General features: G+C 64.0%; 12 protein-coding genes. 5 read left to right on the top strand and 7 right to left on the bottom strand.

Annotated features, from left to right (window positions below; genetic code table 11):
- The coding region (locus DDF70_RS37695) for a hypothetical protein (RefSeq protein ID WP_205772581.1) at positions 1-211 on the top strand (211 nt) is incomplete at its 5' end.
- A gap of 184 nt (positions 212-395) precedes the next feature.
- Here the strand turns inward: DDF70_RS37695 and hppD are convergent.
- From hppD to DDF70_RS33410, 4 genes are all read right to left on the bottom strand, one after another.
- Entirely contained in the window at positions 396-1,511 is a 1,116-nt protein-coding gene (hppD, locus tag DDF70_RS33395; RefSeq protein WP_114948884.1) for a 4-hydroxyphenylpyruvate dioxygenase, read from the bottom strand.
- A gap of 86 nt (positions 1,512-1,597) precedes the next feature.
- Positions 1,598-2,224 (bottom strand): maleylacetoacetate isomerase, encoded by a 627-nt coding sequence (gene maiA, locus DDF70_RS33400; protein WP_114948885.1) that lies wholly within the window; start codon positions 2,222-2,224, stop codon positions 1,598-1,600.
- On the bottom strand, positions 2,221-2,724 hold the full coding sequence (locus DDF70_RS33405) for a MarR family winged helix-turn-helix transcriptional regulator (protein WP_114948892.1): 504 nt from the start codon (positions 2,722-2,724) through the stop codon (positions 2,221-2,223). Before DDF70_RS33405 ends, maiA begins: the two co-directional genes overlap by 4 nt.
- Before the next feature lie 158 nt (positions 2,725-2,882).
- Positions 2,883-3,971, bottom strand: coding sequence for a TRAP transporter substrate-binding protein (locus DDF70_RS33410; RefSeq protein ID WP_114948893.1), 1,089 nt, complete (start codon positions 3,969-3,971; stop codon positions 2,883-2,885).
- A 73-nt stretch (positions 3,972-4,044) separates the two neighbouring features.
- Here DDF70_RS33410 and DDF70_RS33415 point away from each other — a divergent pair, with 73 nt between their 5' ends.
- Together DDF70_RS33415 and DDF70_RS33420 are read left to right on the top strand one after the other, a co-directional pair.
- On the top strand, positions 4,045-5,064 hold the full coding sequence (locus DDF70_RS33415; RefSeq protein WP_114948886.1) for a fumarylacetoacetate hydrolase family protein: 1,020 nt from the start codon (positions 4,045-4,047) through the stop codon (positions 5,062-5,064).
- A gap of 66 nt (positions 5,065-5,130) precedes the next feature.
- Entirely contained in the window at positions 5,131-5,346 is a 216-nt protein-coding gene (locus DDF70_RS33420; protein WP_114948887.1) for a dodecin, read from the top strand.
- 270 nt (positions 5,347-5,616) lie between these two features.
- Here the strand turns inward: DDF70_RS33420 and DDF70_RS33425 are convergent, their stop codons facing one another.
- Positions 5,617-6,030 carry a hypothetical protein gene (locus DDF70_RS33425; RefSeq protein ID WP_114948888.1) on the bottom strand — a complete coding sequence of 138 codons (414 nt, stop codon included), beginning with the start codon at positions 6,028-6,030 and terminating at the stop codon, positions 5,617-5,619.
- 317 nt (positions 6,031-6,347) lie between these two features.
- Between DDF70_RS33425 and DDF70_RS33430 the strand changes: the two genes are divergently transcribed.
- Both DDF70_RS33430 and DDF70_RS33435 read left to right on the top strand, forming a co-directional pair.
- Positions 6,348-7,277 carry a ring-cleaving dioxygenase gene (locus DDF70_RS33430; RefSeq protein WP_114948889.1) on the top strand — a complete coding sequence of 310 codons (930 nt, stop codon included), beginning with the start codon at positions 6,348-6,350 and terminating at the stop codon, positions 7,275-7,277.
- A gap of 287 nt (positions 7,278-7,564) precedes the next feature.
- On the top strand, positions 7,565-8,182 hold the full coding sequence (locus tag DDF70_RS33435) for an alpha/beta hydrolase (RefSeq protein ID WP_114948890.1): 618 nt from the start codon (positions 7,565-7,567) through the stop codon (positions 8,180-8,182).
- A 311-nt stretch (positions 8,183-8,493) separates the two neighbouring features.
- Here the strand turns inward: DDF70_RS33435 and DDF70_RS33440 are convergent, their stop codons facing one another.
- The gene (locus DDF70_RS33440) at positions 8,494-9,573 is read right to left on the bottom strand and encodes a PLP-dependent cysteine synthase family protein (RefSeq protein ID WP_114948891.1); all 1,080 of its coding nucleotides are present in this window, start codon (positions 9,571-9,573) and stop codon (positions 8,494-8,496) included.
- 2 nt (positions 9,574-9,575) lie between these two features.
- The coding region (locus tag DDF70_RS33445) for an acyl-CoA carboxylase subunit beta (RefSeq protein WP_162820864.1) at positions 9,576-10,985 on the bottom strand (1,410 nt) is incomplete at its 5' end.

Consider the following 10,985-nt stretch of genomic DNA (forward strand, 5'->3'; position numbering starts at 1 on the left):
CGCCTTTTCGGTCGAACTCGCCGGTATCACGACTGGGGTGCCCCCGTCGCTGGAGCCACATTATCCATCGCTGGACCGCAGGCAACCGAATGAAGGCGCAAAATGGGCAAGAGACAGGGCTTTTCAGGGGCATGTTGCACAAAGGCAACGTTTGAAGCTGGCTTCTTTACGTCTCGTTAAGATCTGTGTTCGGAAATTCATAAAACCTTAAGGACAAAGGGTTTGAAGCGCTTCGGCTCACCCCCTCCGCGATGCCGCCGGAGGTCTTGAGGCAACGCACGATAGACCCACCCTGTGAATAACGCCCGTCACAATTTCGATAGTTCGCCCCCTCCCCATCCATGAAAAAAGGCCGGGCGAACCCGGCCTCTCTCGAATCGTCATGCGATTCCGTACTAAGCAACCTTCGGACCGATCACGCCCCGGCGGATCTGGTCCTCCTCGATCGATTCGAAGAGGGCCTTGAAGTTGCCTTCGCCAAAGCCGTCGTCACCCTTGCGCTGGATATACTCGAAGAAGATCGGCCCGATGGCGGTCTTGCCGAAGCGCTGGAGGAGGACCTTCGTGAAGCCGCCTTCGACCACGCCCTCCCCGTCGATGAGAATTCCGTTCCTCTTCAGGCGATCAAGGGGCTCCTCGTGGCTGGGCAGGCGCTTGTCGACACGGGCATAGTAGATGTCGTTCGGCGCCGGCATGAACTCGAGCCCACCTTCGATGAGCGCTTCGATGGATTCGTAGAGATCGTGCGAGCCGAGCGCCACGTGCTGGATGCCCTCGCCCTTGTATTCCTGCAGGTACTCCTCGATCTGCCCGGTCTCGCCCGCGTCTTCGTTGATCGGGATGCGGATCTTGCCGTCCGGGCTCGTCATGGCCCGGGAGTGCAGACCCGTCAGCTTGCCTTCGATGTCGAAGTAGCGGATCTGGCGGAAGTTGAAGAGGCGCTCGTAGAAACCCGCCCATTCGTTGAGCCGCCCGCGGTAGACGTTGTGGGTCAGGTGATCGATGTAATAGAGGCCGACACCCTTCGGTTTCGGATCGGGCTCGCCCAGCCATTCGAAGTCGACGTCGTAGATGGAGCCCTTCGCGCCGTAACGGTCCACGAAATAGATCTGCAGGCCGCCGATTCCCTCGATCCCTGGAATCTCAAGTTCGTTGGGACCGATCTGCGTCTCGACCGGCTTTGCCCCCATGGCAAGCGCGCGATCATAGGCATATTTCGCGTCGGCCACACGGAAGGCCATGGCCGGAGCCGAGGGGCCATGCTGCGCCGCGAAGCGCTCGGCAAAGGAGCCCGGCTGTGCGTTGACGATGAAGTTGATGTCGCCCTGGCGGTAAAGCATCACGTTCTTCGAACGGTGCTTGGCGACGAGGCTGAAACCCATCGTCTTGAAAAGACGGTCCAGGGCCTGCGGGTCGGGATGACAGAACTCCACGAATTCGAAGCCGTCGGTCCCCATGGGATTCTCTTCAGAAATAGCGGCTGGCGGTGCATCGTGCGGGAACGGTCCCATGACTTTCCTCCTGTTGTGCCTCTGCGGAGCGAGAGGTCATCGGTTGTGAAGACAACGCATTCGCTCAGGGACGGATGCGATTCTGGTCAGGTCGCATCGGGCTGGTTGGCCGGCGCGGCGTCCTGAAAGGCTTTGTGCGCAGCGCAGGCTGCATCCACCGCGACGATCTTGGGATAGGCATCGAGCGGGATGTGGAAGCGTCGCGCATTGGCGACCTGCGGCACGAGATAGATGTCGGCCAGCGTGATCCTGGAGCCGAACGCGTAAGGACCAGGACCTATCAGAGCTTCGATGGCCTCGAAGCCCTCGGTCACCCAATGGGCATACCATTCGTCGGCAGCCGCCTTGTCGTGCCCGAGCCGGTTCTTGAGATAGGCCAGCGTCCCGGAATTGTTGAGCGGATGGATATCGCAGGCTATCAGGCTGGCGATTGCCCTAACCTTGGCGCGCGTCACCGCACCGACCGGCAGCAGCGGGGGCTCCGGATAGACCTCGTCGAGGTACTCGAGGATGGCGGGAGACTGAATCAGCGTGGTCGCGCCGATGTCGAGGGATGGCACGCGCCTCTGCGGATTGACGGCCCTGTAGCTCTCCGCGCGCTGTTCTCCCTTCAATAGGTTGATAGGCACGGACTCGTAGGTCAGGCCTTTCAGGTTGAGGGCGATCCTGACGCGATAGGCGGCGGAGGAACGGAAATACGTATAGAGCTTCACGCGTCATCCTCCTCGACGGTCCGAGGGGCCAGCATTCGGGCCTGCCGGGTGAGCTTGTCGATCAAGGCGGCGAGCGCCTTCTGCTCCTGCGGCGACAGGACGGAGAGGAGGCGTTCCTCGACGGCCAGGGCCTCGGGCGCAACGGCTTCGTAGATCGCCCGCCCTGCCGGCGTCAGAGCGAGCCATTCCTCGCGGCGGTCGTCGAGATTGGGGCGGCGGGCGACGAGGCCTCGCTTCTCGAGCGCCGAGACGGCCCGTGAGACCGTCGATTTGTGCATGACGCCGTCAGGGGCCATGTCCCGCGCCGTGCGCAGCTCATATTGCCCGAGGGTGACGATGATCCGCCAGGCCGGGATCGAGAGACCGAACCGCTCGGCATAGATCTGGGCCAGCGCGCTCGACGTCAGGCCCGCCAGGACGTTGAGCCTGTACGGCAGAAACTCCTCCAGGATCACCAGAGGCTCGGCTTCGGGCTTCTTCGCTGCGGATCCAGTTGCCATCGTCACGCCAATCGTTGCATCAGCAACCAATACCACAATTCGTTGCACGGGCAACTAGATTCTGTGACGCATGGGCATGTCGGAAAACAGAACGGCGCGGTCGGATGAACCGACCGCGCCGTCGTCAGGAAATCGCGAAACCTAAGGTTTCTTGGGACTTACGCCCGTCCGCGGGTCCGGACCATGAAGGTGTCGAAGGCGTATTCGTTCAGCTGCCACCAGGGCAGGACATCGTTGCGATAGGCCACCATGGAATCGTAGGCCTTCTTGAAGTCCGCATTCTTGGCCGAAAGCTCGGCATAGAGCTCGTTGGCGGCCTTGAGGGAGGCTTCCATGATGGCGGGCGAGAAGGTGCGCAGCTCCGCGCCCGCGCCGACCATGCGGCGCAGGGCTTGGCCGTTCACGGCATCGTACTTCGCCAGCATCCAGTTGTTCGCCGCTTCCGTCGCCTGGCTCATGATGGCCTGGTAGGTCTTCGGCAGCTCGTTCCACTTCTGCTGGTTGACCACCAGATGGAGCATGGCACCGCCCTCCCACCAGCCGGGAGCATAGTAGTATTTGGCGACTTTCAGGAAGCCGAGCTTCTCGTCGTCGTAGGGACCGACGAACTCGGCCGCATCGAGGGTGCCGCGCTCCAGGGCCGGATAGACGTCGCCGGGAGCGACCTGCTGCGGCACGACGCCGAGCTTGGCCAGGACCTGACCGCCGAGGCCGCCGATGCGGAACTTGAGGCCCTTCAGGTCGTCGACCGTATTGATTTCCTTGCGGAAGAAGCCGCCCATCTGGGCGCCGGAATTGCCGCACACGAGGGAGGTGCAGTTATACTTGGCCATCACCTCGTTGATGATCTCCTTGCCGCCCGCGAAGTGCCACCAAGAATGAAGCTGGCGGGCATTGAGGCTGAAGGGCAGGCCCGTGCCCATGCCGAGCGCCGGCTCCTTGCCGATGTAGTAGTAGAGCGGGGTATGGGCGCATTCGACGGAGCCGTTCTGCACCGCGTCCATGGCCTGCAGGCCGCCCACGATCTCGCCGGGTGCGAAGACCTGGATCTGGAACTTGTTGTCGGTCGCCTCGGCCATGTACTTGGCGAAGGTCTGGGCGGTGCCGAAGATCGTGTCCAGGGATTTCGGGAAGCTCGAGGTCAGACGCCAGCGGATCTCAGGCGCCGATTGCGCGATGGCCGGGGCCGCCACCGTGCCGGCGGCAGCCGCGAGACCTGCCCCTTTCAGGAAGTTTCTTCTCTTCATCGTCGTCATTGGCGTTTCCCCGGAAAGCATTCTGTTGCAAGTTGAATGGACCATAACAACCCGGTCGGTGGCAATGAAGCTCTCCTCACTCAACCAAGGCCGTGACGGCCGCCTCGTCATCGTGTCGAAAGACCTGACCCGCGCGACGGATGCTTTTTTCATTGTTCCGACGCTTCAGCAAGCCTTGGACAATTGGGAAATAGTAGAGCCCCGGCTCCGTGACCTTGCGGAACAGCTGGAACACGGCTCGGTCCCGGCCTTCCGGTTTCACGAGCACGATTGCGCGTCGCCCCTGCCCCGGGCGTATCAATGGGCGGACGGCTCGGCCTATGTGAACCATGTGGAGCTGGTGCGGAAGGCGCGCGGCGCCGAGATGCCGGCCTCCTTCTGGACCGATCCGCTCATGTACCAGGGCGGATCGGATTCCTTCCTCGGGCCGCGCGATCCGATCCTGGCGATGGACGAGGCGCACGGGATCGACTTCGAGGCCGAGGTTGCGGTGATCACCGATGACGTGCCCATGGGCGCGACGCGCGACGAGGCCGCCCGCGCCATCCGCCTCGTGGTCCTCGTCAACGACGTGTCCCTCCGAAACCTGATCCCCGGCGAACTGGCGAAGGGCTTCGGCTTCTTCCAGGCCAAGCCCTCCTCCACTCTCTCACCGGTCGCCGTGACGCCCGACGAGCTGGGCGAGGCCTGGGACGGCGGCAAGCTTCACCTGCCGCTGCTCACCCATCTCAACGGCAAGCCCTTCGGCAGGCCGAATGCGGGCGTCGACATGACGTTCGACTTCCCGACCCTGATCGCCCACGCGGCCAAGACCCGGCCCCTGGGAGCAGGCGCGATCATCGGTTCCGGCACGGTCTCCAACAAGGACGCGGCCGGCGGACCCGGCAAGCCCATCGACCAGGGCGGCCTCGGCTATTCCTGCCTCGCGGAACTGCGCACCGTGGAGACGCTCCTCCAGGGCGAACCCAGAACGCCGTTCATGCGCTTCGGCGACACGATCCGCATCGAGATGAAGGACCGGCATGGGCACTCGGTCTTCGGGGCCATCGAACAGAAGGTCGAGGCGTACCGGAAAGAAGACTGAAGCGCCCCATAGGCGCATCCGAGGGACGCGCTACTTCCATGCTGTCGGCAAAGCATGGAGCGGCCCATGGATGACCATGTCTACAAGATCGTCGAACTCGTCGGCTCGTCCGAGACCAGCATCGAGGACGCCATCCAGACGGCGGTCCGGCGCGCGAGCCAGACCTTGAGAAACCTGCGCTGGTTCGAGGTCATCCAGACCCGTGGTCATGTGGAGAACGGCGAGGTGCGCCACTACCAGGTGGTGCTCAAGGCCGGGTTCACGCTGGAGGCCGGCGAGTGAGCGGCTTCTCCTAGTTCTGGTGATCCCACCTCCATGAAGCACAGTCAGTGTCATTCCCGGCCGGAGCACAGCGAAGGGGAAGGGAATCCACTCACACGCTCGGCACCATGGATCCCCTTCCCGGCCTGCGGCCGCCGGGGATGACACCCACCACGTCATCACCGGCCCTGTGCCGGTGATCTCGATCGGAAAGGCGCGGTGCTTCACAGAATCGGGATGGCCGGCACAAGGCCGGTGATGACGGGAGCGGGCGTCGGAACGGGCAGCTCCTTACGCCGCGATCTGCGAGAGCCTCGCCTGCTGGCGTCCGCGCATGATGAAATCGAGCAGCGCCACATCGACGTGGCCCGCTTCGTCGAAAATGGCGTAGGCGATGTTCATGGCGTTGGGAGACGGGCCGCTGATCTCCAGCAGGGTGGCGAGCCAGAAGGCATCGTCGTTGCTGACAACGCCGTGGGGCGCCCGGCTCCAGACGACGTAATCGACCACAAGCTTGGTGAGAGCCATTCCCCAGCTCTCCGCGGCATCGACGATCCGGTCGAGCGCCAGCAGGGATTCGACTTCGATCCGACTTGCGATCCCGCCTTGCAGGATCTCGCCCTGAAGCATCGTCACGTCATCGTCCGAAACATGCTTGGTCTCGGAGATCCTGTCGATGAAATCGCGAAGTTGATCCTTCATCATCCCTTTGACTCCCGCCGGCTATTCTTTGGCTCATTGCCGGTTCATCGCTTGCTGAGGATGAGTCTCACATGGATGGCGGGCCGAAACCGTTAACACGACATGCTGAATCGCCGTTGAGGTTAAGCGTTGTTGAGAGACTTTGGTTGCCGGAATCTTGCCAATCTAGATTCCCGAGGAATCACGCGGATTTGCCGGGAGAGCGCCGTGTCACTTGCAATCCCGCAAGGTCGCCCTTTCCACACTTCAGCGGTCTTCGATGCTACCTATCTCCTCGACAACGCAGCGCAATCCGCGCTTGCCCGTTAAGGAATAGTCCCATGCGGCACCACGGTATTCATCACGTCACCGCCATCGCCGGTCCGGCCCGTCGCAACCTCGATTTCTATACCCGCGTGCTTGGTCTGCGTCTGGTCAAGAAGACCGTCAATTTCGACGATCCCGGCACCTATCACCTCTATTTCGGCGATGCCTCGGGACAGCCGGGCTCGATCCTGACGTTCTTCCCATGGGAGCATGTGGCACCCGGGCGCAACGGGATCGGCTCGACCCAGGAAACCTCCTTCCGGGTTCCCGAGGCATCCCTGGGCTTCTGGGCACATCGCTTCATCGAGCAGGGCGTCGAGCACGGCACGGTGGAGAAGCGCTTCGGCCAAAGCGTGCTGACCTTCAAGGACCCGCACGGCACGAGCCTCGCGCTCGTCGGCACGCCGAACGCGGAGAGCGAGCCCGCCTGGACGGTCGAAGGCATCCCGGCGGAACACGCCATCCGTGGCCTGGAAGGCGTCACGCTGCTCGTCGAGAACGGCGAGCGCACCGGCGCCATCCTGACCGATGTGTTCGGCTTCCGCGAGACGGCTCGCGACGGCTCTCTCGTCCGCTACCAGACCGACGCCCTGATGGGCAGCACGGTCGACATCCGCAGCGCCGGCGGCTTCCTGCCGGGCCGGATGGGTGGCGGCTCCGTCCACCACGTGGCGTTCCGCGCGAAGGACGATGCCGAGGAGGCCGAGATGGTGAGGAAACTCGCCGAGAACCACGGTCTCCAGACCACGGAGCAGAAGGACCGAAACTACTTCCGGTCCGTCTACTTCCGCGAGCCGGGCGGCATCCTCTTCGAGATCGCCACCAACGAGCCCGGCTTCGCCGTGGACGAGCCGCAGGACAGCCTCGGCGCGGCCCTGAAGCTCCCGGCCTTCCTGGAGCCTCGGCGCAGCGACATCGAAGCCCATCTGCCGGAGCTGGCTTGAGCCGGTGCCAACCTTCTTCCCTCCCCCTTTCGGGGAGGGATCGAGGGTGGGATCGCAAAGTCGGAATGCTGAGCCTCGTAACGCTCTCGACGTCATCACCGGCCTTGTGCCGGTGATCCCGATCAGAAAAGCGCGGTGCCTCACCCTATCGAGATGGCCGGCACAAGGCCGGCCATGACGTAGCGGGTATAACGACAACCGCTCACCCGGTCGCCCCACCACCACCCTCCCCGCAAGGGTGAGGGAAACCGCGCTTTAAACCTTTCTCCCATGGAAAGAGAAATCCCATGACCGAACTGTCCTTCATCCACCGTTTCGAGCCCGCCACGGAGCCGAACAAGCCGCCGCTCCTGCTGCTCCACGGCACCGGCGGCGACGAGAACGACCTGCTCGGGCTCGGCCGCACCATCTCCCCGGGCTCCGCCCTGCTCTCCCCACGCGGCAAGATCCTGGAGAACGGCATGCCGCGTTTCTTCCGTCGTCTCGCGGAAGGCGTGTTCGACGAGGCGGATGTGAAGCTCCGTGCGAACGAACTCGCGGACTTCGTCGCCGAGGCGCGCAAGGCCTATGGGCTCGAGGCACCCATCGCGGTGGGATTCTCCAACGGGGCCAACATCGCCGCCGCCATGATGCTGCTGCGCCCGGAAGCGCTCTCCGGCGCGGCGCTGCTGCGCGCCATGGTGCCGCTCTCCGAGACGCCGCAGGTGGATCTCGCGGGCAAGCGCGTGCTGATGATCTCGGGCGCCATGGACCCGATCATCCCGGCCGACAACGCGAAGCGCCTCGCTGCATCGCTGACGGAAGCGGGCGCGGAGGTTCAGCACCACATGCTGCCCACCGGCCACAACCTGTCGCAGACCGACCTGCAGCTGCTGGTGAAGTGGTTCGCGGAAGTGAAGCGCTGAGCCGTCTTTTGGCACCCTCAACGAGATCACCGGCCTTGTGCCGGTGATCTCGATTGGAAAGGTTCGGCGTTTCAAGCCATCGGGGTCACCGGCACAAGGCCGGTGACGACGTGGGGGAGACACCTCACCGTCATTCCGGGGCCGCGCAGCGGAGCCCGGAACCCATAAACACGACGGTTCCAAAAAGCGCGATTAACGTTATGCCTTTTCTTGGATCGTTAGCGGCTATGGGTTTCCACGCCTTCGGCGCGGCCCTCCGGGTCGGGTTCGCCTCCGGAGCCCCGGAATGACGGGGGATCGCGATCCGCGCCTCAAGCGACGCTCAAGACTCCGGTCTCGAAGAACCGCTCCATCGTCTCTTCGGCCGGCTTGATGTCGATGCCTCGGCTCTTGAGCCAGGCATCGTCGAAATGCGTGCTGCGGTAACGCTCGCCTGAATCGCACAGCAGCGTCACCACGGAGCCCTGCTCCCCGTTCTGCACCATCTCGCCGATGATCTGCGCGACGGCCCACAGATTGGTGCCGGTGGAGCCGCCGCAGGAGCGGCCGATGCGGCGCGATAGGACCCGCGCGGCCGCGATGCTCGCCGCATCGGGCACGGCGAAGGCGCGGTCGATGAGTTCCGGCACGAAGGACGGCTCGCAGCGCGGGCGGCCGATGCCCTCGATCAGCGAAGGCGGGCCTGAGACGTTGCACACGGCACGATCCGCCAGATGCTGATGGAACACGGACGCCTCCGGATCGGCGAGACAGAGCCTCGTCGGCAGGCGGCGATAGCGGATGTAGCGCCCGAGCGTGGCCGAGGTGCCGCCGGTCCCGGCGCCGACCACGATCCAGCTCGGCACGGGATGCTCCTCGTGGGACATCTGGCTGAAGATGGATTCGGCGATGTTGTTGTTGCCGCGCCAGTCCGTCGCCCGCTCGGCATAGGTGAACTGGTCCATGTAATGGCCGCCGAGTTCCTCCGCGAGACGCGCGCTCTCCGCATACATCTCGGCGGGCGAATCCACGAAGTGGCTCTCGCCGCCATAGAAGGCGATCTGCGCGATCTTCTCGGCCGACGTGGAGCGCGGCATCACGGCGATGAAGCGCAGGCCCAGCATCCGGGCGAAATAGGCTTCCGACACCGCCGTCGATCCGCTCGACGCCTCGATGATCGTCGTGTCCGGCCCGATCCAGCCGTTGCACAACCCGTAGAGAAACAGCGACCGCGCCAGCCGGTGCTTCAGGCTCCCGGACGGATGGGTCGATTCATCCTTCAGATACAGCTCGACGCCCGGCACCGCCGGCATCGGCACGCGCAACAGATGCGTGTCCGACGAGCGGTTGAAATCCGCCTCGATGATCTGGATGGCGGTGGAGACCCAGGTGCGGGGACAGGGTGTGTTCATGATCACAACGGGATATTATCATGCTTCTTCCACGGCCGCTCGCTCTCCTTGTGCCGGAGCATGGCGAGCGCTCGGGCGATCCGCCGCCGTGTCGAATGCGGCATGATCACCTCGTCGATATAGCCGCGCTCGGCCGCCACGAAGGGCGACATGAAGCGGTCCTCGTATTCCTTGGTGCGCGCCGCGATCTTGTCCTCGTCGCCGATGTCCTGGCGGAAGATGATTTCCACCGCGCCCTTCGCGCCCATCACGGCGATCTGCGCCGTCGGCCAGGCGTAGTTGACGTCGCCGCCGATATGCTTCGAGGCCATCACGTCGTAGGCGCCGCCGAAGGCTTTTCGCGTGATGACGGTGACCAGCGGCACGGTGGCTTCCGAATAGGCGAAGAGCAGCTTGGCGCCGTGCTTGATGAGGCCGCCGTATTCCTGCGCCGTGCCCGGCAGGAAGCCCGGCACGTCCTCGAAGGTGACGATCGGGATGTTGAAGGCATCGCAGAAGCGCACGAAGCGCGCAGCCTTGCGCGACGCGTCCGAGTCGAGCACGCCCGCCAGCACCATCGGCTGGTTGGCGACAAACCCGACCGTGCGGCCCTCGACGCGGCCGAAGCCCGTGATGATGTTCTTCGCGTAAGACTCCTGGATCTCGAAGAAGTCGCCCTCGTCCACGACCTTCAGGATCAGCTCCTTCATGTCGTAGGGCTTGTTCGGGTTGTCCGGGACCAGGGTGTCGAGGCTGTCGTCCACCCGGTTCGGATCGTCGAAGCTCGGGATCTCCGGCACGCCGTCCTGGTTGTTGGCGGGCAGGAAGTCGATGAGGCGGCGCACCTGCAGCAGCGCTTCCACATCGTTGTCATAGGCGCCGTCGGCCACCGACGACTTGGTGGTGTGCACCTTGGCGCCGCCGAGCTCCTCCGAGGTCACGGTCTCGTTGGTGACGGTCTTCACCACGTCCGGACCGGTGACGAACATGTAGGAGCGGTCGCGCACCATGAAGATGAAATCGGTCATGGCAGGCGAATAGACGTCGCCGCCCGCGCACGGGCCCATGATCACCGAGATCTGCGGGATGACGCCGGAGGCGATCACGTTGCGCTTGAACACCTCGCCGTAGCCGCCGAGCGCCGCCACGCCCTCCTGGATGCGGGCGCCGCCCGCATCGAACAGGCCGACGATGGGGGCGCGCATCTTGAGCGCCATGTCCTGGATCTTGATGATCTTCTGGGCGTGCGCCTCGGAGAGCGAGCCGCCGAACACCGTGAAGTCCTTGGCGAAGACGAAGACCGTACGGCCGTTGACCGTGCCCCAGCCGGTGACGACGCCATCGCCGGGGATCTTGACCTTCTCCATGCCGAAATCGGTGGAGCGGTGCTCGACGAACATGTCGAACTCCTCGAACGAGCCCCTGTCGAGCAG

It is taken from the genome of Microvirga calopogonii (assembly GCF_003347665.1).
GTDB classification, from domain to species: Bacteria; Pseudomonadota; Alphaproteobacteria; order Rhizobiales; family Beijerinckiaceae; genus Microvirga; species Microvirga calopogonii.

Bases quoted from the DNA above. Each gene is read 5' to 3' on its own strand.
- DDF70_RS33415 (WP_114948886.1), top strand. From the start codon at position 4,045: ATGAAGCTCTCCTCACTCAACCAAGGCCGTGACGGCCGCCTCGTCATC.
- DDF70_RS33430 (WP_114948889.1), top strand. From the start codon at position 6,348: ATGCGGCACCACGGTATTCATCACGTCACCGCCATCGCCGGTCCGGCC.
- DDF70_RS33435 (WP_114948890.1), top strand. From the start codon at position 7,565: ATGACCGAACTGTCCTTCATCCACCGTTTCGAGCCCGCCACGGAGCCG.
- DDF70_RS33410 (WP_114948893.1), bottom strand. From the start codon at position 3,971: ATGAAGAGAAGAAACTTCCTGAAAGGGGCAGGTCTCGCGGCTGCCGCC.
- DDF70_RS33405 (WP_114948892.1), bottom strand. From the start codon at position 2,724: ATGGCAACTGGATCCGCAGCGAAGAAGCCCGAAGCCGAGCCTCTGGTG.
- hppD (WP_114948884.1), bottom strand. From the start codon at position 1,511: ATGGGACCGTTCCCGCACGATGCACCGCCAGCCGCTATTTCTGAAGAG.
- DDF70_RS33420 (WP_114948887.1), top strand. From the start codon at position 5,131: ATGGATGACCATGTCTACAAGATCGTCGAACTCGTCGGCTCGTCCGAG.
- DDF70_RS33440 (WP_114948891.1), bottom strand. From the start codon at position 9,573: ATGAACACACCCTGTCCCCGCACCTGGGTCTCCACCGCCATCCAGATC.
- DDF70_RS33425 (WP_114948888.1), bottom strand. From the start codon at position 6,030: ATGATGAAGGATCAACTTCGCGATTTCATCGACAGGATCTCCGAGACC.